Origin of the sequence: Streptomyces sp. So13.3, assembly GCF_005860785.2 — a bacterium.
In the GTDB taxonomy this organism is placed as follows: domain Bacteria; phylum Actinomycetota; class Actinomycetes; order Streptomycetales; family Streptomycetaceae; genus Actinacidiphila; species Actinacidiphila fildesensis.
On the sequence record NZ_CP048835.1, the window covers coordinates 1,297,594 to 1,316,969 of the forward strand.

Here is a 19,376-nt window from a genome sequence, read left to right on the forward strand (position 1 = left end):
CCCTTGTGAACCGTCCGGATCCGGTCGTCGTGCGTCCGCAGGTCGACGTGATGCGCCCCCGCACGGAAGCCGGCATCCCGGCCGAGGACGCGCTGCCCGGCGGAGTGCAGTACAGCGTCAAGCTGGACGGATTCCGCACCGTCGCGTTCGCCCTCGGTGGCCGCACGGTCCTGCAGACCCGCTCCGGGCGCGACATCGCCGCCGAGTTCCCCGGCCTCGCCACCACCCTCACCCAGGCGTTGCCCGCCGGGCTCGTGCTCGACGGTGAGATCTGCGCCTGGGCCGACGGGAAGTTCGCCTTCACCGAGTTGCTGCGCCCCGACGCGCAGCGCCGTGCGGCGGGCATCGTCGTGGCGTACGTCGCTTTCGACTGCCTCGCCGTTCCCGGCAGCGACATCCGGGACCTGCCGCTCGCCGACCGCTGGAAGCTGCTGCGCACGGCGTTGCGCGACCTGGCACCGCAGGTGCAGACCGTGCTGGCGACTACGGACCGCGCCGTGGCGCTGGACTGGTACGAGACCCTGGTGCCGCACGGCGTGGAGGGCCTGGTCTGCAAGGGGCTCGGCTCCGCCTACCGGCCCGGCGCCAGGCCGGGGTGGATCAAGGTGCGGCACGCCGAGACCGTCGACGCCCGGCTGGTCGGCGTCATCGGCTCGGAACGGCGCCCCGACTCGGTGCTGGTCGAGTTCGACGACGCGACCCGCGCGCAGACCTCACCCCGTCTCGACCCGGTCACCGCAGGGCGGATCGCGGCGGCGGTCGCCGGCCTGCTCGGTCCGGAGGTCCGGGACGAGGACGGATCGCCCCTGCGACCGGTGCGCGAGGGCCCGTTGGTCGAGGTCCGTGTGCGCACGGGACGGCAGGCGACCGTACGGTTCGTCCGGATCCGGGACGACGACGCCGTCTGACGGGTGCCCGTCCTCGATGGCGCACGCCCGCAGAGCTATGCCTTTTGCTCGCGGAGCTGTTCCTTGTGGTCGCGCCAGCGGTCCATCATCGAATGCAGTTCCTTCTGCAGGAAGGCGAAGAACTCCGCGGTCTCCTCGAGGCGGGAGCCGGCCTGGGTGCCGGAGCCGAGCGCCTCGACACCGGCGCGCAGGGTGTGCTCCCACCGGCCGATGATCGCGTCCCGGCGGCCGCCAGGGCCGCACCGTCGAAACCGGCACCCTCGGTGAACTGCGCCATCTCACCCGCACCGCGATCTCCGCCGAACTCGACGGCTCCCCGCACGGGTTGGCGGACCTGCCCGGAGTGCACGGCCTGGACATCCGGGGCCACCGGGTCAGCCTGCAGGTCGACACCGATCAACTCGACGCCGTTCTGCGGCAGCTCGGCGAGTCCGGGGTACGCGGTCTGACCAGTCGGCCGCCGACCCTCGAAGAGCTCTTCCTGCGCCACTACCAGGCCGTGCCGGACGCGGTGTCCCGATGAGCGCCACCGACGTCGGTGTCCGGGTGGGCAGCGGGGGCAGCGTCACCGGCACCGGTGTGCTGACCCGGCTGGCGCTGCGCCGGGACCGGATCATGATCCCGGTCTGGGTCTACGCCCTGACCGCCGCGGTGCTCAGCACCTGCCTCTCCCTGGGCACGTTGTACGGCACGCTCAAGGAGCGGACGGACTTCGCCCGCAGCATGAACGTCAACAGTTCCCTGCGGGCGCTGTACGGACCGGCGTTCAGCGGGGAGAGCATCGGTGCGCTCACCGCTTGGCGGATGGGGTGTATCGGTGCCGCGCTCACCGGTCTGATGAGCATCCTCATCGTGGTCCGGCACACCCGCGAGGAGGAGGAGAGCGGCCGCCAGGAACTGCTCAGCTCCGGCGTGGTGGGACGGCGTGCCCCGCTCACCGCGGGACTGCTGACCGCTCTGACGGCAAGTGCCGCCCTCGCGCTGATCGTCGCCACCGCACTGTCGGTGCTCGGCCAGTCGGTCGCCGGATCGGCCGCCCTGGGCCTCGCCCTCGCGGGCAGCGGGCTGATGTTCGCGGGCGTCGCGGCGGTCACCGCCCAGCTCACCGCGAGCGCTCGGGTCGCCAAGGGGCTTGCCGGGGCTCGCGTTCCTGCTCCGCGCCGCCGGCGACGCGGCGGCGGACGCCGCGTCACCCCTCGTGTGGGCCTCGCCGCTCGGCTGGACCGAGAACCTCCGGCCGTTCGCCGGGGACCGGTGGTGGGTGCTCGGGCTCGTCGCCGCCTTCACCGCGGTGATGACCGGGGCCGCCTACGTCCTGGTGGCGAGACGTGACCTGGGCGCAGGGCTGCTCCCGGCCCGCCCCGGGCCGGCCGAGGGCGCGGCGGCACTGAACGGCCCGTTCGCCCTCGCCTGGCGGCTGCAGCGCGGCGCCCTGTACAGCTGGGCCGCCGGATTCGCCGTCGCGGGAGCGCTCTACGGCTCGGTGGGCAACTCGATCTCCGGCATCGTCGAGGACAACGCGCAGCTGGGGGACATGGTCCGCCGGATGGGAGGACCCGGAGCCCTGACCGACTCCTTCTTCGCCACCGCCATGGGACTGCTCGGGATGCTCGCCGCGGCCTACGCCGTGCAGAGCACACTGCGGCTGCGCTCGGAGGAGACCGGCCGACTGGCGGAACCCCTGCTGGCCAACGCCGTCGGCCGCGTGCGCTGGGCCTGCAGCCACCTGGTGTTCCCCGCCCTCGGCACGCTCGTGCTGCTCGCGGTCGGCGGACTGTCCGCGGGGCTGGCCTACGGCGCCACCATCGGCGACATCAGCGGGCAGCTGCCCACGCTGACCGGAGCGGCGCTTGCCCAGGCTCCGGCGGTGTGGGTCACCGCGGCACTGACCCTGGTGCTCTTCGGCTGGCTGCCGGAGGCCTCCGCGGCGGCTTGGGGAGTCTTCGCCGCCCTTCTCCTGTGCGGGCAGCTCGGTCCCGTGCTGCCCCAGCTGATGCTGGATCTCTCACCGTTCACCCACCTGCCCAAGGCGCCGGGCGGACCGCAGACGGCGGCGCCTTACGTATGGCTCGTCCTCGTCGCTGCCGTGGCGGCGGCCGTGGGTCTGACCGGTTTCCGCCGCCGTGACCTCGCCGGCGATTGAGAGGAGTGAAGGGAGTGAACGCAATACGCCACAAGAGATGCGCCGGGCCGCTCGAACGCGCAGCCTAGGGATATGGATCCAGAAGCGCAGCAGGTCGTCGTCTACCCGCTGGAGAACGGCACACGGCGGGTGACGATCGGCGGGACGCCGGTCGGCCGCGCGTACTCGCTCCCGGACATCGTGGAGTTCCTGCGCCGGGCCGGTCTGGACGACGTGGAGGTCGAGGACCATCCGCTCATCGACTGGCGTGGTGGCGGGCCCGAGGTGCAGGCCCGGCCCGAGTGACCGCTGGGGCGCTCTGCCCGGTTTCCGTCCCCGGCCCGGTGAAGACCGCTGCTAGAAGGGCAGTTTGGCCAGCGCCTCGGATCCCCGGTAGCCCTCGGGCACGCCCTCGGCGAAGATGACGTCCATCTCGATGTTGTCGGTCCTGAACGGGAGGATCGCCTGATAGGCCTCCGAGTCGTACCAGGCGCGGGCCTTGGCCCGGTCGGGGAACTCGATGATGATCAGGCCGCCGGTCCAGCTGCCCTCCAGGACCTCCCGCTCGCCGTCGTGCACGAGGAACCGGCCGCCGAAGGGGTCCATGGTGTCGGAGACGTGGCGCAGGTACTCCGCGATCTCCGGACTCGGGTTGACGATCTTGCGGACATAGGCGACGGCGTAGGTGGACATCGATCCTCCAGGGATGCGGTTGCTCCGGCTGTCACAGGTGCCGCTTCCGGCCCCTGCTGCTGAGCCCGACACTACGATCGGCCGCGCCCTGCGGAATCCGTCATCCTTAGGTACTTCCCGACACCCGTCGGCCCGCGCGTCCCCGCCGCGGGGCGTGGCTCTACCCTGAGCTGGTGCGCCACTTGATCAAATCCCCCGCCGCCGAAACCCCTGCCGCCGAGACCTGCGCGGTGCCCCCGCAGCGGTCCGTCACAGCAGCCGGTCCTGTCCGTGGAGCGGCCCGTACGAGGCTGGAGGCCACGGCGCGCATCGTCACCGATGTCCTGCAGCCCCGCAACGTCCTGCTCGCCGGTCTGGTCGGCGTCGGGACGGCCGCGGGGGGCAACGTGAGCGGTGCGGCGTGGGGGCTGTTCGCGGCACTGTGCGCCGGGGTCATTCCGGCCGCTTACATCGAGTGGGAGCGCAAGCGCGGCACCTGGGGCGACCGGCATGTCGTGGACCGTACGCAGCGGGCACCGATCTTCGCCGTCATCCTCGGCTCCATCGGGGTCGGTTCCGCGGTGATGCTGCTGGCCCACGCGCCGGCCGACATCCTCATCGCGATGGTCTCGCTGTGGGCGGTGACCGTCGTCCTGCTGGCCGTGAACACGTTCTGGAAGATCAGCGTGGACTCGGCGGTGGCCTCCGGCGTCGTCGCGCTGCTGGCCGCCGTCGCCTCGCCCTGGTGGCTCCTCGGCTACGTCCTGGTCGCCGCCGTGTGCTGGTCGCGCGTCGCGCTGACCTACCATTCCGTCGCCCAGACCGTGGCCGGCGCGTCGGTCGGCGCGGCGAGCGCCGCGATGTTCGTACTGCTGTAGACGCAGCCGATCCGCCGGGCGCACCGACCGCCGCGGTGGCTAGACGACCTTCACATTCAGCGCGTGCGGGCCCTTGGGGCCGTCGCCGAGCTCGTACTCCACCGCTTTGTCGTCGGCGACGTTGCCCTCGATGTTCTTGCCGTGGACGAAGACGTCAGGGCCGCCGTCGGCCGGGGTGATGAAACCGAAGCCCTTCCCCGGGTTGAACCACTTGATCTTGCCGTTGAGCTTCGCCATCGATGTGCCTTCGCCTCGCCTGGATGATCCAGCCAAGTTACCCGCTCCGCCGGGGTCCCCCGCGACACGCGGGCGTCCGCCCGCCCGCCGGCCTGCCCGATTCGTCGTATCGCCCCACGCGGACCTGCGCCGTGGAAGGATTCCGGTCCATCGGCGCTCAGGGGGCGACATGGATGCCAGCAGCAGGAATGTGCACGTCGATTTCGACGGTGAGCAGGTGACGATCCAGCGGCCCGGCCTGCTCAGCAAGCGGGTGGAGCGGCTTCCGGTCGCCCGGATCGGAGCCGTCCGCTGGAAGGCCGCCGGCTGGACCGGCTACGGGAGCATCCGCTTCATCCTGCTGGGCGGAAACACGGGAGGCACCGGCAGCGGCCCTGCTCCGAGAACCGACTCTTCGGTGTCCTTCGGCAAGGAGCAGCAGGCGGACTTCGAGGTGCTGTGCAGGGCCGTCGAGGCCGCGATCGGCAAGCAGTCCCGGGCCCCCAGAACGCCCGCCGCGCCGCCGCCCGTCTCACTGGCGGACGAGTTGGAGCGGCTCGCGGGTCTGATGAAGCGCGGCCTGCTGACCCGGCCGGAGTTCGAGCGGGCGAAACGCAAACTGCTCCGCTGACCTGGCCCGTCACGGCTCCCGGAAACGCCTCGCCCCGGTCCACGAGGACCGGCGCGAGGCGTTTCCGACCGAGCCGGGAGACCTAGGAAGCAGCGGGCACGGGAACGGCGTGCGGAGTGCACACGACGTCGTGACCGTCGAGCTTGCCCTTGATCAGGTAGTCGTCCACCCGGCTGTTGATGCACGGGTTGACCAGACCGGTGACGCCGTGCGAGCCGGCGCCGTTCTCCGTGATGAGCTCCGAGCCCTGCAGACGCCGGTGCATCTCGAGCGCCCCGGTGTACGGCGTGGCCGCGTCACGGGTGCTCTGCACGATGAGGACACCGGGCAGCCCGCGGTGCGACCGCACGTCGACCGGGGTCTGCTGCTTGACGCCCCAGGTGGCGCACGGCAGGTTCATCCAGGCGTTGGACCAGGTCAGGAAGGGGTAGTTCTTGTGGAGCTCCGTGTTGTCACGGTCCCACTTCTTCCAGCTGGTCGGCCACTTGGTGTCGGTGCACTCCACCGCGGTGTACACCGCGGTGCCGTTCTCCGACGAGATGTTGCCCGCGGTGTCGGACATGTCCGGTCCCGCGGCACCGACGAGCGCCTGGGTGTCACCCGCGCGGTACTTGCTCCACACGCCCGCGACACTGGCCCACGACGAGTCGTAGTACGCAGCGCCCTGGAAGAAGCCGAGCAGCTCGGCCGGGCCGACGACCCCGCCGATCGGGTTCGCCTTGGCGGCGGCGCGCAGGGCTTCCCATTGCGTCTGCACCTTCGCCGGGGTGTCACCGATGTGGTAGACGGAGTCGTACTTGGCGACCCACGCCTTCCAGTCGTCCCAGCGACCCTGGAAGGCCACGTCCTGGTCCAGGTTGTTCTGGTACCAGACCTGGTCGTCGTCCGGGTTGACCACACTGTCGATGATCATGCGGCGCACGTGGGTCGGGAAGAGCGTGGCGTACACACCACCGAGGTAGGTGCCGTAGGAGACGCCGATGTAGTTCAGCTTCTTCTCGTGCAGGGCGGCGCGCACCACGTCGATGTCGCGGGCCGTGTTGGCCGTCGTCATCTGCGAGAGCATCTGCGCGCCGGTGCGCTCCAGGCAGCCCTTGGCGTACGCGGCGGCGAGCTTGCGCTGCGCGAGCTTGTCCGCCTCACCGCTGGGCACCGGGTCGGCCTTGGGGGCCTTCACGTACTCCTGCGGGTCCTGGCAGGAGATCGGCGCCGAGTGGCCGACGCCGCGCGGGTCGAAGCCCACGAAGTCGTACGCCTTGGCGGTGTTCACCCACAGCGCCGACTTGTTGGTGATCCGGAGCGGGAACCGCATACCCGAACCGCCGGGGCCGCCGGGGTTGTAGAGCAGTGCGCCCTGGCGCTCGGCCGGGGTGCCGGTGCTGCCGGCCCGGTCGACCGCGATCTTGATGGTCTTGCCGAACGGCTTGGCGTAGTCCACCGGAACGGTGACGTAGCCGCATTGGACAGGGGCCGGGAAGCCCCAGTCGGCCGGACACGTGGCCCAGTCGATGCCCTTCTCGGCCGCACGGGCGGCCGCGATCTGCACGCCGATGGACTCGGCGAGTCCGCTCGGCCGGTGCTGGCCGGTGGGCCGCTTGTCTCCGGCGGTGGCCGCCGGAGCGGCGGCTATGGCGCCCGCTATGAGGGCGCCGGTGGAGACGAGCACAACAGTGCGTCTCAAGGAAATTCCTCCCCCTACTGACCCGCGACTTGTGGCCACGGTGATCACAGAGATTCGAAAGGATCCTTTCGGCTGTGAGGTGGCTGTGAACAGGTCACACCGGCGATTCTTTACCAACCCGTGACATGGTGTGCGACCTGGCGGCCTCGGCGAGCCCGCGGATGTAGGGATGCGGCACCGAGCCGTCCCCCGCGAGTTCCGGCTGGAAGAGCGTGGCCAGGAAGAAGGGGTGCCCCGGCAGTTCGGCGATCCTCGGCTGCCCGTCGGTGTCATGTCCGGTGAACCGCAGCCCGTGCTCCCGCAGTCGCGGCAGCAGGTCGGTCACCGGCCCGTAGTCGCAGTGGAAGCGCTCCTGCGTCCCGCGGCTGCCGAGCAGCCGTTCGGCGAGCGAGCCGGGCGTGGTGTGCACCGCTCCCTCATGGCCCACGAGGGAGCAGGCGAGCGGCGCGATGAGCAGATCACCGTCCCCGTCGGGGTTGTTCTCCGCGTGCCGGGCGTCGCCGAGGCCGCAGACGGTGCGGGCGAACTCCAGCAGCGCGTGCTGGAAGCCACCGCAGGTCCCGAGGAACGGGATGCCGTTCTCCCTGGCCGTGCGGACGGCCGCCAGCGCGCCCGCCTCACTGCGGTACGGGCTGCCGGGCAGCAGCCAGATGGCGTCGAAGCCGGCCACGGCGCCAGGCCGGGCGGCCTCCTCCGTCGGGATCCAGTACGCGTCGGCCGGCAGCCCATGACGCTCGCGCAGCGCGTCCAGCAGGACAGGGACCCGTTGGTGGGAGCGGACGGACGGAGAGCGGTCGCCGACCAGGGCGATCCGCGGGGCGGGGTACGGGGCGGGGTGCGCGGCAGGAACGGCGGCAGTGGCGGCGATATCCGCAGGTTCGGTGGTCATGGAGTTCATCCTGCGACCGGCCGGGCATCACGTCCAACGATGATGAGTGGTCCCCCCATCAGTGATACTGATGCTCATGGATCCGCATCTGCTGCGCACCTTCACGACCGTCGTCCGGCTCGCGTCGTTCTCCGCCGCCGCACGGGAACTGGGCTACACCCAGTCCGCCGTCTCGCAGCACATCGCCGCCCTGGAGTCCGATCTCGGGGTGGAACTGCTGGGCCGCCGGCCGGTGGCGCCCACCGAGGCGGGCACCCGGCTGCTGGAGCACGCGGGTCCGCTGCTGCTGCGGATGGCGGCGGCCCGCGCCGAGGTGGTGCGGGCGGCGCACTTCCCCGCGGCGCGGCTGGTGCTCGGCGCGTCCCCGCTGGCGTTCGGCGACCGTACGGCACTCGCTCTCGCCCGGCTCCGGGCCGCGGCGCCGCGCACCGACGTGACCGTACGGCTGCTGGAGCGGGCCGGAGTCGTCGCCGGGGTGGCCTGCGGTGACATCGATCTCGGCCTGGTGGACGGCGCGGCGGCGCCCAGCGATCCGCTGCGGCTGCCCGACGCCGGTCCGCTGCACACGGCCGGCGTCGGCGAGGAGCCGCTGGCCGTCCTTCTGCCGGACGGTCATCCGCTGGCCGCACGGGACGGCCTGCGGCTGACCGACCTGATCGACGCGCTGTGGCTGGACGCCCCGGACGCCGCGATCCCGCTGGGTGAACTGCGCGCGGCGTGCGGCAACGGCTTCCGCCCCGGGCCGCGTTACAACGGCACGGACGTGCGGGCCGTGCTCGCCCTGGTGCGGGCCGGGCACGGACTGGCGCTGCTGCCGGCGTCGGTCGCCGGGGCCGGCGGCGTGCCGTTGTCCGCTCCGCGGCTGGTGCACCGCACGGAGTCGCTGCACCGGGGTGACCCGGGCCCGGCGGCGCTGCACCTGACGGAACTGCTCAGCGCGTCGGAGTGAGTGCGACCTGGCAGGGGCGCCCATGCGGGAGGGTCAACTCGCGGGCGCGGTCAGCTCCACCCGTAGCGCTCCGTCAGCCGTCCCACCACGCGGTCGAAGCGCGGACGGTCCAGCGCGCAGGCCTCCCGGCGCATCCCGTCGGGGTGCACGCGCAGCACGCGGTCGAGGTCGACCCAGGACTCGCGGCCGGCCGCGTCCCAGGAACCGGTGCCGATCGGCACCCATTCGCGGTCCTCGTCATGGCGCTTGCTGGACAGCTGGACCGCCAGCAGCGTGCCGGCCGACTCGCGGGCCACCACCAGCACCGGCCGGTCCTTGCCGCGGCCGTCGTTCTCCTCGAACGGCACCCATGTCCAGACGATTTCGCCGGGATCCGGGTCGCCGTCGCGGTCGGGCGCGTACGTCGTGCGTACCGGTCCGACCTCGTGGGGCTGTGCCTCGCGCGTCGCGGTCGGGCCTTCGCGGCCGGGGGACGGGGCCGGTACCGCTGCGTCGTTGATCGAAGTGCTCATCCGGCCACGCTAACGCGTCCTGCCGCGGCCGTCTTCGGGTGATGGGCACCGGAACCGTCACCGTTCGGCATCACCGTGCGTATCGCCGTGTCGAGCAGCCGGCGCAGGCACAACGCGTCGGGTGCCACGGCCGTGACCAGGACGGCGGGGCCGGCGAGCGGGGTGCTGACGGCCTGGCCGCTGTCCGGGTCCGCCGCGAGGATTGCGGCTGTCGGCGGCTCATCGCCGAAGTCGGGTGACACGACGAGCAGTTGGCCGACGGCACGGTACCGGTACAGGACCGCAGGACCGTCCCAGCCCGGGATGCCGGGACCGAACGACAGCTCCTGGTCCAGCAGGGGCTCCCCGGCGCGGTGGACGGTCAGCCGGGTGGTGAGCCGCCCCGGCCGCTCCCCCGCGCGGCCGAGGACCTGCTCGTCGCGGTAGACGAGCCGGGCGTCCGCCGCGAGCTCGACACGAGTGGTCATCCGCAGGTCGCTGCCCGCGGCCGCGATGACCTGCTCGGGCAACCAGCGCAGGACCGCGTCCTCGCCGACGTCCAACCGCACGTCGTACGTGGCGGGTTCACCGGACGTGCCCGGCAGCGAGATGGTCGCGGCCGCGCTGGTCACCGTCAGCTCGGCGCCCGCGCCCACCTCGGCGGACAGCTCCAGCCGGTCGCCACCCAGCGGGGCGCTCATCGCGCCGATGACCGTGACCTGGGCGCCGCGGCCGGTGGCCCGGGTGCGGCGCAGCGCGAACGGACCGTCGCCGGCGAGCACCGGCAGGGCGGTTCCGCCGCGCCCGTCGGCCACGGCGGTGATGCGGGCGGCGGCGCGGACTCCACCGGCGCGCAACCCGCCCGCGACAGCGGCGGTCATGCCCGGTCCGCGGTCCAGGCGGCGAGCCGCTCGCGGATCCAGTCGGCGACCGGGGCGATACCGCCCTCGGCGGTCAGCGCGGTGAAGACGACCGGGAGGTCGCCGCGCTGGGCCGCGGCGTCGCGCGCCATGACGCCGAGGTCGGCGCCCACCAGCGGGGCGAGGTCGGTCTTGTTGATGACCAGCAGGTCCGAGGTGGTCACGCCGGGCCCGCCCTTGCGCGGGATCTTGTCGCCGCCCGCGACGTCGATGACGAAGATCTGCGCGTCCACCAGTCCCTTGGAGAACGTGGCCGTGAGGTTGTCGCCGCCCGACTCGACCAGGACGAGGTCCAGCGGCCCGACCGCGTCCTCCAGGTCCTCGACGGCTTCGAGGTTGGCGGAGATGTCGTCACGGATCGCGGTGTGCGGGCAGGCGCCGGTCTCCACGGCGCTGATGCGCTCGGGGGGCAGGACCGCGTTGCGCAGCAGGAACTCCGCGTCCTCGCGGGTGTAGATGTCGTTGGTGACGACCGCGATGGACAGCTCGTCGCGCAACCGGCGGCAGAGCGCGGCGACGGTGGCGGTCTTGCCGGAGCCGACCGGTCCGCCGAGGCCGACCCGCAGGGCCCGGCGGGTGCCGTCGGGGCGCCGGGCGGGGGTGCCGTAGGTGTAGCGCTCGGGATAGGTGTCCGGGTGGTCGAGGTGCATGGTCGGCTCCGGGGTCGGTCGGACGGCGGTGGACGGTCGGGAGGTTCGCGGTCGTCCCGGGGTCAGGAGGCGAAGAGGCGGACGGGCCAGGCGGCGTGCTGCTCGGCGTGGATGTCGAGCAGCGGGGCGGACGCGGCGGGCAGCGCTTGGAGACCCTCCGTCGCGGCGCGGACGGCGGCCAGGGCGGCACGTTCGGCCACGGCGTCGAGTTCGGGAGCGAGGCGGGCCAGGACGGCGCCGACGGAGAAGGGGTCGAGACCGAGCAGCCGGACGGCGGCGGTGGTCGGGCCGGTGACGGATTCGTAGGCCGCCACGTGCGCCGCGTCCAGTGGGGTCAGGCCCGCGGCGCGGGCGGTGACGCCGAGCACGATCGGCTGATGGGCGCCGCGCGGCCGGGCGGCGGCGAGCCGGTCGAGTTCCGCGGCGGGCCAGGCGGCCCGCGCGGCGCGCATCAGTTGCCGGCCGAGTTTGCGGGCGGTGGCGCGCAGTACGGGTGACGGGGTGCGGGCGTCGGCCGCGGCGTCGAGCAGCAGCGGATCGAGGCCGGTGGTGGCCGCCGCGGCGAGCGCGGCGGCCACCAGCCCCGAGGTGTGCAGCCGGCCCCGGCAGAAGGCGGCGAGACTGGCCGGGTCATGGATGAGACCCGCCGTGACGGCTGCCTCGCCGCCTCCGGAGTGGGCGTGGCCGCCGGCCGGGAACCGTCCGTCGGCCAGCATCAGCAGCGCGGCCCTGGCGGCGGGGGCCGGTGCCGTCGCGGTCACCGTGGCACTCGGCGTCATCAGAAGAGGAAGTAACGCTGGGCCATGGGCAGTTCGGCAGCGGGTGCCGGTTCGACGACCTCGCCGTCGATGCGCACGGTGAAGGTGTCGGGGTCGACCTCGACCCGCGGCAGGGCGTCGTTCTCCCGCATGTCGGCCTTGGTCAGCGCCCGGGTGCTGCGGATCGGCAGGAACCGCTTGCCCAGGCCGAGCCGGTCCGGGAGGCCGTCGTCGAGCGCGGTCTGCGTGGTGAAGTTGAAGGAGTTGGCGGCCGGTGCCCGTCCGACGGCGCCGAACATCGGCCGCGGCAGCACTGGTTGGGGGGTGGGAATGGAGGCGTTGGCGTCGCCCATCTGCGCGTAGGCGATCTGGCCGCCCTTGATGACGAGCAGCGGCTTGACGCCGAAGAACGCCGGTTCCCACAGGACGAGGTCGGCGAGCTTCCCGGTCTCGACGGAGCCGATCTCCTGGTCCAGGCCCTGCGCCACCGCCGGGTTGATGGTGTATTTGGCGACATAGCGACGAGCCCGGTGGTTGTCGGCGCGCCCGTCCCCGGGCAGTGATCCGCGGCGCTTCTTCATCACGTGCGCGGTCTGCCAGGTCCGCAGCACGACCTCGCCGACCCGTCCCATGGCCTGGGAGTCGGAGCTGATGATGCTGATCGCGCCGAGGTCGTGCAGGAAGTCCTCGGCGGCGATGGTCGAGGGCCGGATGCGCGATTCGGCGAAGGCGAGGTCCTCGGGGACGGCCGGGTTGAGGTGATGGCAGACCATCAGCATGTCGAGGTGCTCCTCGACGGTGTTGACGGTGTGCGGCCGGGTGGGATTGGTCGAGGACGGCAGGACGTTGGGCCGGGAGACGACGGTGATGATGTCGGGTGCGTGCCCGCCGCCCGCGCCTTCCGTGTGGTAAGCGTGGATGCCGCGGCCCGCGATGGCGGCGAGGGTGTCCTCGACGAAGCCGGCCTCGTTCAGGGTGTCGGTGTGGATGGCGAGCTGGGCTCCGGTGGCGTCGCACACCGTCAGACAGGCGTCGATCGCGGCCGGGGTCGCCCCCCAGTCCTCATGGATCTTGAATCCCACCGCTCCGCCGCGCAGTTGGCTGTACATCGCCTCGGACGACACGGTGTTGCCCTTGCCGAGCAGTCCGATGTTGACCGGATACGCCTCCAGCGCCGCGAACATCCGGGCCAGGTGCCAGGGTCCGGGGGTGATGGTGGTCGCCCTGGTGCCCTCGGCGGGGCCGGTGCCGCCGCCGACGATGGTCGTCACCCCGGCGGACAACGCCTGGTCGACGACGGTCGGCGAGATGAAGTGGACATGCGCGTCGACCGCTCCGGCGGTGAGGATCCTGCCGTTGCCCGCGATGATCTCGGTCTCGGGTCCGATGACCAGGTCCGGATGCACACCGTCCATCGTCTCGGGGTTCCCGGCCTTGCCGATCGCGGCGATACGGCCGTCCCGGATCCCGATGTCCGCCTTGACGACGCCCCAGTGGTCCAGGACGACCGCGCCGGTGATGACGGTGTCGGGGGTGCCTTCCGCGCGGGTCGCCCGGGACTGGCCCATGGACTCGCGGATCACCTTCCCGCCGCCGAAGACCGCCTCGTCGCCGGAGCCGGCCGGGCCGCCGGACAGATCGCGTTCGACCTCGATCAGCAGGTCGGTGTCGGCGAGCCGGATCCGGTCGCCCGCCGTCGGGCCGAACAGGTCGGCGTATACGGCTCGGGTGAGTTCAGCCATCGAGGGCTCCCGCGGTCTCGCCGCGCAGCCCGGCGACGATGCGCGCACCGCCGATGGGCACCAGCTCCACCGCGACCGGGATACCGGGCTCGAAGCGCACGGCGGTGCCGGCGGCGATGGACAGCCGCAGGCCGTGCGCGGCCGCGCGGTCGAAGTCCAGACCGGGGTTGGTCTCGGCGAAGTGGTAGTGGGAGCCGACCTGGACCGGACGGTCGGCGGTGTTGAGCACCGTCAGCCGGGTGACGGGCTTTCCCTCGTTGAGCGGTACGGGCTCGTCGGCGTGGAGGATCTCTCCGGGAATCATCGGTGGGCCTCCTCGTCAGACGATCGGGTCGTGCACGGTGACCAGCTTGGTCCCGTCGGGGAAGGTGGCCTCGACCTGCACGTCCGGGATCATCTCGGGGATGCCGTCCATGACGTCGGTCCGGCTCAGCACCGTGCGGCCCGAGGCCATCAACTCGGCGACGCTGCGGCCGTCGCGGGCACCTTCGAGGATGTGCGCGGTGATCAGCGCGATGGACTCGGGGTGGTTGAGCCGCAGACCGCGCGCGCGGCGCCGGTCCGCCACATCGGCGGCGACGTGAATGAGCAGGCGCTCCTGCTCATGGGGGGTCAGTTGCACGGCCACACCTCACAGTCGATCGGGTGCGGAACGGTAGTTCGGCGGCGTTTCACCCGCGTTAACTCACGTTACGCGCAGTGCCCAGGTCGGAGCCGGCACCATGGTTCGGGCGGCCTGCCGTGTCGTGGGTCCCTGGAGCGTCTTTGCGGTTCCTTTGCAACGCCTTTGCCTGGCTTCGTCCGTTCACCGGAACTTCCTGTCCGGTTATCGCCCTTGACGCCTCATCCGGGACCGCCGGATCATCATGTCCGCATCAAAGAGACTTCTGGCCAGAAGACGCTCCTGCGCGCCGTGGTCGACGCCGCGGCGTGCCTCGTTCGTTCCGCGCCCCCACCACGGAAAACGGAGCACCACGTGTCCACAAGACTGACGCTGCGCCATGCCCTGACCGCCATCGGCGCGGTCACCGCGCTCTCGGCGGCCCTCATCGGCGCATCGCCCGCGGCCACTGCCGCGGCCCCGGCCTCCCCCGCGCCGACCGTCGCCGCACCGGACATCCCGGTCGCGAACGTCAAGGCGCACCTGACCCAACTGCAGTCCATCGCCACCGCGAACAGCGGCAACCGCGCCCACGGACGGCCCGGCTACAAGGCCTCACTCGACTACGTCAAGGGCAAGCTGGACGCGGCCGGCTACACCACGACGATCCAGCAGTTCACCAGCAGCGGCGCCACCGGCTGGAACCTCATAGCCGACTGGCCGGGCGGCGACGCCAACCATGTGGTGATGAGCGGTGCGCACCTGGACTCCGTCACCGCGGGACCCGGTATCAACGACGACGGGTCGGGCACCGCGGGCACCCTGGAGGTCGCCCTCGCCGTCTCGCGCGCCGGCCTGCAGCCCACCAAGCACCTGCGGTTCGGCTGGTTCGGCGCCGAGGAGCTGGGGATGATCGGCTCCAAGTACTACGTCAACAACCTGCCGGCCGCCGAGCGGTCGAAGATCGACGCCTATCTCAACTTCGACATGATCGGCTCGCCCAACCCCGGGTACTTCGTCTACGACGACAACGGGCCGCTCGAGACGGTCTTCAAGGACTTCTTCGCCACCAGGGGCATCCCGACCGAGATCGAGACCGAGGGTGACGGCCGTTCCGACCACGCCCCGTTCAAGAGCGCGGGTGTGCCGGTCGGCGGGCTGTTCAGCGGCGCGGACTACACCAAGACCGCGGCACAGGCACAGAAGTGGGGCGGCACCTCGGGCCAGGCGTTCGACGCCTGCTACCACCGCTCGTGCGACACCTCCGCCAACCTCAACGACAGCGCGCTGGACAACAACAGCGACGCCATCGCCTACGCGGTCTGGAACCTGAGCACCGGGACCACGACACCGCCGACCGGCACGGTCTTCGAAAACACCACGGACGTCGCCATCCCGGACGCGGGCGCGGCCGTCACCTCGTCGGTCACCGTCAGCGGTATCGCGGGCAACGCGCCCAGTGCCCTGCAGGTAGGCGTCGACATCGTCCACACCTACCGCGGCGACCTCGTCATCGACCTGGTCGCCCCCGACGGCAGCACCTACCGCCTGAAGAACTCCAGCGGCTCGGACTCCGCCGACAACGTCGTGACCACGTACACCGCCAACGCCTCCAGCGAGGTCGCCAACGGCGTCTGGAAGCTCAAGGTCCAGGACGTCGCCCGCGTCGACACCGGCTACATCAACAGCTGGAAGCTGACCTTCTGACGCACTGAGCGCGCGCTGCACGGGCGCGCGAGCGCACACCGCACCACCTGTACGACGACCGCTCCGACCGTCTCATTCGCGGCCCGGACGCCGATCTCCGGCGTCCGGGCCGCGGTGTTCCGCGGCGATGCCGAAGCGGCGGCGTTCGCCCGTGGCGGACGCCCGGGAGCCGAACGAGGAGACCGTGCTGATCACCGGCTCCTCGGTCGCCGCATCAAGATCGCGCAGTCGCTGCAGGTCAGCGGCGGAGACCAGAGCAACGAGCGGCTTGCCGTGGCGCGTCAGCACCACCTGCTCACCGCCGTAGACAACGCGGTTGATCAGTTCCGCGAGCTCCGCACGCGCTTGTGTCACCGGTACTTCATGGGCCATGCTCCCCATCATATCGAGATGTACGTCCTGTACATTTTTTACATGGAGGTGCCGCCATGATCCGACCCACCGCCCGCTACGTCCTGCCCGAGTTCACCGAACGCACCAGCTCCGGGACCCGCACCATGGACCCGTACTCCAAGCTGCTGCAGGAACGCGTCGTCATCCTCGGGACCCAGATCGACGACACCTCCGCCAACGACGTCATGGCGCAGTTCATCCATCTGGAGAGCTCGGCACCCGGGCAGGACATCTCGCTGTACATCAACTCCCCCGGCGGCTCGTTCACCGCCATGACCGCGATCTACGACACGATGCAGTTCGTCACCTGCGACGTGTCCACGGTCTGCATCGGCCAGGCGGCCTCGGCCGCCGCCGTGCTGCTCGCCGCCGGCGCCCCCGGCAAGCGCATGATCACTCCGGGCGCACGGGTCCTCATCCACCAGCCGTCGTTCGGGCAGGCAGTGCAGGGCACCATCGCGGACCTGGAGATCCAGGCCCGGGAACTGCTGCGCACCCGGGAGAAGTTGGAGGAGCTGCTGGTGCGCCACACCGGACAGGAGCCCGAGCGGGTCAGCGCCGACATCGAGCGCGACATGATCCTCGACGCCACGCAGGCGCTGGCCTACGGCATCGTCGACCGCGTCACCCTCAGCCGGAAGACCAACGGCACCGCACACGGCATCCGGTGACACCGGTGGTGCCGGAACTGCCGCCGCTGCCGGCCCTGACGCGCTCCGAGGGCGAACTCGTCGACCGCTATCTGGAGATCGTGGACCTGCTGGGACGGATCAACCCGTCCCGCTCCCGCGACACCTACGGCGCGCTGCGCGCCGCCCAGGCCTTGGTCGGCAGGGCGACGGCGCTGCGCGAGGCGCTGGCGGTGATGCACGACCGCGGCGAGACCGAGGTGCACACCGGCACGCTGGGCAGGGCGCTGCGCGTCCTGGACGGTGAGCGGCGGACGTCCCTGGTGGTCGTCCCGCCTCCGCCGGGCCACTGAACGGCCCATCGGGGGCGACATCCGGCCGCACGTTCGGAGTAGTCACCCTTGCGCGTGACGGGTGGATGTTGCAGCACCGACTTGCGACGTCCGCCCGTCACGGTCGGTGCTTCCGCCCCAGGTCAACCGGCGTGCGCCAGGGCGGAAACGGCAGCGGTCGGCGTTCCGTCCACCCAAATAGGTGATTGGTGACGAGAATCACATAAAGCCGTTTGTGTACCGATCCGAGCGCATTCGTGAGTCATGCTCCCTTCGACGACAAGACCCCGCCGCCGTGGTGGGGCGGTCCGAGCGGACGCCCAATCCTGCCGCCGCCCGGATGCCCGGTCGACACTGCAACGGCAGGAACGGAGGACCCAGGCACGACGGGGCCGGCCCAGCGGTATCCAGGCCGTCCCCTTGGGGTGAAGCCGCGTCAGCGGCCGGGATTCTTCGCCTGCCCGAACCCGACAGGTCATCCTTCGCAAGCGGACGACGAAGGGTTTCGCATGGCCACGTTCGGCATGTCCACACGTCTGTCCCGTTTGGGGGCCGCCTCGGTCCTCACCGCCGCCGCTGTCGCGGTCCCCGCCCTGTTGCCGGCCACCGCCACCCACGCCGACGCGGCCACCGCCTCCGCCAAGGCCCTGAGCGTCGCGGCGTCGAAGAAGGGCTCTCCGTACCAGTACGGCGCCGCGGGGCCGAACCGTTTCGACTGCTCCGGACTCACTCTGTACTCGTTCAACAAAGCCGGCAAGAAGCTGCCCCGCACCACCGGCGCCCAGTACAACAGCACCAAGCACATCGCGGCTTCAAGCCGCCAGGCCGGCGACCTGGTGTTCTTCCACACCGGCAGCAGCGTCTACCACGTGGGCATCTACGCCGGCAGCGGCAAGATCTGGCACGCCCCCAAGACGGGCACCCGGGTCCGGCTGGAGAAGATCTGGACCGGCAGTGTCTGGTACGGGCGGGTCCGCTGACGCACCGCGGGGCCCGGCCGTCCGGGCCCCGCTCGGCCGTTGGGCGACGCGGGCGGAGCGGCGGAGCGGGCGGATAATCCCGGCAAGGACGCCTGCCGGACGGATATGTTGACCCCGCTCGGGACCAACCCTCCGGCCGGGAGCCGTATATGACCTATCTCAACCCCGTCCACCACATCACCTTCGACGCCGCCGATCCGTACCGTCTCGCCGTGTTCTGGTCCGAGTTGACCGGCTACGTACTGGAGGACTCCGACCCGGGTGACTCCGAGGTGCTCATCGATCCGGGCCAACCGGGTGTCCCCGGAATGCTGTTCATCCGGGTGCCCGAAGGCAAGTCGGCCAAGAACCGGGTGCACCTGGACATCCAGCCGCCCACCGGTACCCGCGACGAGACGGTCGCGCGGCTGACCGGGCTGGGCGCGACAGTGGTCAGTGACCAGCGGAGGCCGGACGGAACGGGATGGGTGTACATGGCCGACCCGGAGGGCAACGAGTTCTGCGTCGAGCGCAGCGCCCCCGAACGCGCCCGGGCGGCGGCCGGGACGACCCAGGCGGCTGAAGCACCTCAGGCATGAGCCTGCCGCGGATCCTGGCCGATGTGGAGAAGGGCGTCCTGCCCGCCCCGGACGGCGGGGTGACCCTCGTGCCGCAGCCCTCGGAGCGCGACGCCGGAGTCTTCTCCTTCGCCGCGCACGCCGTCGTGTTCACCGATACCGACCACGACTGGATGCGCGGTCTGCTGACCCCCGGCGATCTCGCCGCGCCGCTCAGCCCGGCGTTCCTGGACGCCCTGGGCCGGCGCGTCGGCCGGCGGGTGGAGAACATCGACATGATGGTGCTCGCCCAGCCGCTGCCGGGGCCGCCGGATCTGCGACTGGAGCCGGCGACCGACCGCGCCCATCCGCGGATCGTCCGGGCGCTGCAGCGCCGTGACGACGTACGGGCCTGGACGACACCTGGCGGCACCGTGCTGATCGGCCGCGGCGTCGGCGGCCGCTGGGAAGCGGCCCTGGAGGTCGACCCCGGCGCGCGCGGAACGGGCCTGGGCCGCCGCCTCGCCCGCGCCGCCCGCCACCTGGTGCCCGGCGGCCGTCCGCTGTGGGCCCAGATCGCCCCGGGAAACGCCTCCAGCGTGCGCGCCTTCCTGGCCGCCGGATACGTCCCGGTGGGTGCGGAGGCGCTACTGGTCGCGGACCACGGCTGACGTTCCCGGGCCGGGCTCCC

At 71.7% G+C, this 19,376-nt stretch carries 25 protein-coding genes, 1 pseudogene and 1 riboswitch; of the genes and pseudogenes, 14 read left to right on the top strand and 12 right to left on the bottom strand.

Features of this window, described 5'->3' with window-relative positions:
• The first annotated feature begins 5 nt into the window (after nt 1–5).
• The 5 genes and pseudogenes from C8250_RS06105 to C8250_RS06120 all read left to right on the top strand — a co-directional run bounded on the left by C8250_RS06105 (nt 6) and on the right by C8250_RS06120 (nt 3,336).
• Nucleotides 6–908, top strand: coding sequence for a DNA ligase (locus C8250_RS06105; RefSeq protein WP_244808991.1), 903 nt, complete (start codon nt 6–8; stop codon nt 906–908).
• A 229-nt stretch (nt 909–1,137) separates the two neighbouring features.
• Nucleotides 1,138–1,431, top strand: a pseudogene (locus C8250_RS06110) (DUF4162 domain-containing protein); the annotation flags it as partial.
• Nucleotides 1,428–2,240 carry an ABC transporter permease gene (locus tag C8250_RS44745; protein ID WP_346268720.1) on the top strand — a complete coding sequence of 271 codons (813 nt, stop codon included), beginning with the start codon at nt 1,428–1,430 and terminating at the stop codon, nt 2,238–2,240. The pseudogene C8250_RS06110 and the gene C8250_RS44745, both read left to right, overlap by 4 nt.
• Entirely contained in the window at nt 2,170–3,051 is an 882-nt protein-coding gene (locus C8250_RS44750) for a hypothetical protein (protein WP_306665036.1), read from the top strand. The genes C8250_RS44745 and C8250_RS44750 overlap by 71 nt, the downstream gene beginning before the upstream one ends.
• A 72-nt stretch (nt 3,052–3,123) precedes the next feature.
• The gene (locus tag C8250_RS06120) at nt 3,124–3,336 is read left to right on the top strand and encodes a hypothetical protein (RefSeq protein WP_138354526.1); all 213 of its coding nucleotides are present in this window, start codon (nt 3,124–3,126) and stop codon (nt 3,334–3,336) included.
• 51 nt (nt 3,337–3,387) lie between these two features.
• Here the strand turns inward: C8250_RS06120 and C8250_RS06125 are convergent, their stop codons facing one another.
• Nucleotides 3,388–3,723, bottom strand: coding sequence for a DUF1330 domain-containing protein (locus C8250_RS06125; protein ID WP_138354525.1), 336 nt, complete (start codon nt 3,721–3,723; stop codon nt 3,388–3,390).
• Between the two features lie 290 nt (nt 3,724–4,013).
• Between C8250_RS06125 and C8250_RS06130 the strand changes: the two genes are divergently transcribed.
• The gene (locus tag C8250_RS06130) at nt 4,014–4,580 is read left to right on the top strand and encodes a hypothetical protein (protein WP_138354564.1); all 567 of its coding nucleotides are present in this window, start codon (nt 4,014–4,016) and stop codon (nt 4,578–4,580) included.
• A gap of 39 nt (nt 4,581–4,619) precedes the next feature.
• Here C8250_RS06130 and C8250_RS06135 read toward each other — a convergent pair whose 3' ends face one another.
• Nucleotides 4,620–4,817, bottom strand: coding sequence for a cold shock domain-containing protein (locus C8250_RS06135; protein ID WP_138354524.1), 198 nt, complete (start codon nt 4,815–4,817; stop codon nt 4,620–4,622).
• Between the two features lie 169 nt (nt 4,818–4,986).
• Here C8250_RS06135 and C8250_RS06140 point away from each other — a divergent pair, with 169 nt between their 5' ends.
• A complete protein-coding gene (locus C8250_RS06140) occupies nt 4,987–5,427 on the top strand; it encodes an SHOCT domain-containing protein (protein WP_138354523.1) in 441 nt (146 codons plus the stop codon).
• Between the two features lie 82 nt (nt 5,428–5,509).
• Here the strand turns inward: C8250_RS06140 and C8250_RS06145 are convergent, their stop codons facing one another.
• Together C8250_RS06145 and C8250_RS06150 are read right to left on the bottom strand one after the other, a co-directional pair.
• Nucleotides 5,510–7,108, bottom strand: a complete 1,599-nt coding sequence (locus C8250_RS06145; RefSeq protein WP_138354522.1) for an alpha/beta hydrolase — start codon at nt 7,106–7,108, stop codon at nt 5,510–5,512.
• A 94-nt stretch (nt 7,109–7,202) separates the two neighbouring features.
• Nucleotides 7,203–7,997 carry a hypothetical protein gene (locus tag C8250_RS06150; protein WP_138354521.1) on the bottom strand — a complete coding sequence of 265 codons (795 nt, stop codon included), beginning with the start codon at nt 7,995–7,997 and terminating at the stop codon, nt 7,203–7,205.
• Nucleotides 7,998–8,073: 76 nt separating this feature from the next.
• Here C8250_RS06150 and C8250_RS06155 point away from each other — a divergent pair, with 76 nt between their 5' ends.
• Complete coding sequence (locus tag C8250_RS06155) at nt 8,074–8,946, top strand: LysR family transcriptional regulator (protein ID WP_138354520.1); 873 nt, start codon at nt 8,074–8,076, stop codon at nt 8,944–8,946.
• A gap of 50 nt (nt 8,947–8,996) precedes the next feature.
• Here C8250_RS06155 and C8250_RS06160 read toward each other — a convergent pair whose 3' ends face one another.
• The 7 genes from C8250_RS06160 to C8250_RS06190 all read right to left on the bottom strand — a co-directional run bounded on the left by C8250_RS06160 (nt 8,997) and on the right by C8250_RS06190 (nt 14,129).
• Nucleotides 8,997–9,458 (bottom strand): type II toxin-antitoxin system PemK/MazF family toxin, encoded by a 462-nt coding sequence (locus C8250_RS06160; protein ID WP_138354519.1) that lies wholly within the window; start codon nt 9,456–9,458, stop codon nt 8,997–8,999.
• The gene (locus C8250_RS06165) at nt 9,455–10,318 is read right to left on the bottom strand and encodes an urease accessory protein UreD (RefSeq protein WP_138354518.1); all 864 of its coding nucleotides are present in this window, start codon (nt 10,316–10,318) and stop codon (nt 9,455–9,457) included. Before C8250_RS06165 ends, C8250_RS06160 begins: the two co-directional genes overlap by 4 nt.
• Complete coding sequence (gene ureG, locus C8250_RS06170) at nt 10,315–11,007, bottom strand: urease accessory protein UreG (protein ID WP_138354517.1); 693 nt, start codon at nt 11,005–11,007, stop codon at nt 10,315–10,317. The genes C8250_RS06165 and ureG overlap by 4 nt, the downstream gene beginning before the upstream one ends.
• Nucleotides 11,008–11,069: 62 nt before the next feature.
• Entirely contained in the window at nt 11,070–11,786 is a 717-nt protein-coding gene (locus C8250_RS06175) for an urease accessory UreF family protein (RefSeq protein WP_138354516.1), read from the bottom strand.
• Nucleotides 11,786–13,507, bottom strand: coding sequence for an urease subunit alpha (locus C8250_RS06180; RefSeq protein ID WP_138354515.1), 1,722 nt, complete (start codon nt 13,505–13,507; stop codon nt 11,786–11,788). Before C8250_RS06180 ends, C8250_RS06175 begins: the two co-directional genes overlap by 1 nt.
• Nucleotides 13,500–13,811: an urease subunit beta gene (locus C8250_RS06185; protein WP_138354514.1), complete on the bottom strand. Its 312-nt coding sequence runs from the start codon at nt 13,809–13,811 to the stop codon at nt 13,500–13,502. The genes C8250_RS06180 and C8250_RS06185 overlap by 8 nt, the downstream gene beginning before the upstream one ends.
• Nucleotides 13,812–13,826: 15 nt before the next feature.
• A complete protein-coding gene (locus C8250_RS06190; protein ID WP_138354513.1) occupies nt 13,827–14,129 on the bottom strand; it encodes an urease subunit gamma in 303 nt (100 codons plus the stop codon).
• Between the two features lie 354 nt (nt 14,130–14,483).
• On the opposite strand from C8250_RS06190, the gene C8250_RS06195 reads away from it, so the two are divergent.
• Complete coding sequence (locus C8250_RS06195) at nt 14,484–15,815, top strand: M28 family metallopeptidase (protein ID WP_244808992.1); 1,332 nt, start codon at nt 14,484–14,486, stop codon at nt 15,813–15,815.
• Between the two features lie 72 nt (nt 15,816–15,887).
• Here C8250_RS06195 and C8250_RS06200 read toward each other — a convergent pair whose 3' ends face one another.
• Nucleotides 15,888–16,187 carry a type II toxin-antitoxin system Phd/YefM family antitoxin gene (locus C8250_RS06200; RefSeq protein WP_138354512.1) on the bottom strand — a complete coding sequence of 100 codons (300 nt, stop codon included), beginning with the start codon at nt 16,185–16,187 and terminating at the stop codon, nt 15,888–15,890.
• A gap of 56 nt (nt 16,188–16,243) precedes the next feature.
• Between C8250_RS06200 and C8250_RS06205 the strand changes: the two genes are divergently transcribed.
• From C8250_RS06205 to C8250_RS06225, 5 genes are all read left to right on the top strand, one after another.
• On the top strand, nt 16,244–16,879 hold the full coding sequence (locus C8250_RS06205; protein WP_138354511.1) for an ATP-dependent Clp protease proteolytic subunit: 636 nt from the start codon (nt 16,244–16,246) through the stop codon (nt 16,877–16,879).
• Nucleotides 16,880–16,884: 5 nt separating this feature from the next.
• Nucleotides 16,885–17,190 carry a hypothetical protein gene (locus tag C8250_RS06210; RefSeq protein ID WP_138354562.1) on the top strand — a complete coding sequence of 102 codons (306 nt, stop codon included), beginning with the start codon at nt 16,885–16,887 and terminating at the stop codon, nt 17,188–17,190.
• A 321-nt stretch (nt 17,191–17,511) separates the two neighbouring features.
• Nucleotides 17,512–17,675, top strand: a riboswitch (cyclic di-AMP (ydaO/yuaA leader).
• 3 nt (nt 17,676–17,678) lie between these two features.
• Nucleotides 17,679–18,149: an NlpC/P60 family protein gene (locus tag C8250_RS06215; protein ID WP_244808993.1), complete on the top strand. Its 471-nt coding sequence runs from the start codon at nt 17,679–17,681 to the stop codon at nt 18,147–18,149.
• Nucleotides 18,150–18,298: 149 nt separating this feature from the next.
• A complete protein-coding gene (locus C8250_RS06220) occupies nt 18,299–18,727 on the top strand; it encodes a VOC family protein (RefSeq protein ID WP_138354509.1) in 429 nt (142 codons plus the stop codon).
• A complete protein-coding gene (locus C8250_RS06225; RefSeq protein ID WP_138354508.1) occupies nt 18,724–19,356 on the top strand; it encodes a GNAT family N-acetyltransferase in 633 nt (210 codons plus the stop codon). Before C8250_RS06220 ends, C8250_RS06225 begins: the two co-directional genes overlap by 4 nt.
• Nucleotides 19,357–19,376: the final 20 nt, after the last annotated feature.

Bases quoted from the DNA above. Each gene is read 5' to 3' on its own strand.
- ureG (WP_138354517.1), bottom strand. From the start codon at position 11,007: ATGCACCTCGACCACCCGGACACCTATCCCGAGCGCTACACCTACGGC.
- C8250_RS06150 (WP_138354521.1), bottom strand. From the start codon at position 7,997: ATGACCACCGAACCTGCGGATATCGCCGCCACTGCCGCCGTTCCTGCC.
- C8250_RS06175 (WP_138354516.1), bottom strand. From the start codon at position 11,786: ATGACGCCGAGTGCCACGGTGACCGCGACGGCACCGGCCCCCGCCGCC.
- C8250_RS06185 (WP_138354514.1), bottom strand. From the start codon at position 13,811: ATGATTCCCGGAGAGATCCTCCACGCCGACGAGCCCGTACCGCTCAAC.
- C8250_RS06120 (WP_138354526.1), top strand. From the start codon at position 3,124: ATGGATCCAGAAGCGCAGCAGGTCGTCGTCTACCCGCTGGAGAACGGC.
- C8250_RS06180 (WP_138354515.1), bottom strand. From the start codon at position 13,507: ATGGCTGAACTCACCCGAGCCGTATACGCCGACCTGTTCGGCCCGACG.
- C8250_RS06205 (WP_138354511.1), top strand. From the start codon at position 16,244: ATGATCCGACCCACCGCCCGCTACGTCCTGCCCGAGTTCACCGAACGC.
- C8250_RS06160 (WP_138354519.1), bottom strand. From the start codon at position 9,458: ATGAGCACTTCGATCAACGACGCAGCGGTACCGGCCCCGTCCCCCGGC.
- C8250_RS06125 (WP_138354525.1), bottom strand. From the start codon at position 3,723: ATGTCCACCTACGCCGTCGCCTATGTCCGCAAGATCGTCAACCCGAGT.
- C8250_RS06215 (WP_244808993.1), top strand. From the start codon at position 17,679: ATGGCCACGTTCGGCATGTCCACACGTCTGTCCCGTTTGGGGGCCGCC.
- C8250_RS06165 (WP_138354518.1), bottom strand. From the start codon at position 10,318: ATGACCGCCGCTGTCGCGGGCGGGTTGCGCGCCGGTGGAGTCCGCGCC.
- C8250_RS06135 (WP_138354524.1), bottom strand. From the start codon at position 4,817: ATGGCGAAGCTCAACGGCAAGATCAAGTGGTTCAACCCGGGGAAGGGC.
- C8250_RS06225 (WP_138354508.1), top strand. From the start codon at position 18,724: ATGAGCCTGCCGCGGATCCTGGCCGATGTGGAGAAGGGCGTCCTGCCC.
- C8250_RS44745 (WP_346268720.1), top strand. From the start codon at position 1,428: ATGAGCGCCACCGACGTCGGTGTCCGGGTGGGCAGCGGGGGCAGCGTC.
- C8250_RS06155 (WP_138354520.1), top strand. From the start codon at position 8,074: ATGGATCCGCATCTGCTGCGCACCTTCACGACCGTCGTCCGGCTCGCG.
- C8250_RS06200 (WP_138354512.1), bottom strand. From the start codon at position 16,187: ATGGCCCATGAAGTACCGGTGACACAAGCGCGTGCGGAGCTCGCGGAA.
- C8250_RS06220 (WP_138354509.1), top strand. From the start codon at position 18,299: ATGACCTATCTCAACCCCGTCCACCACATCACCTTCGACGCCGCCGAT.
- C8250_RS06140 (WP_138354523.1), top strand. From the start codon at position 4,987: ATGGATGCCAGCAGCAGGAATGTGCACGTCGATTTCGACGGTGAGCAG.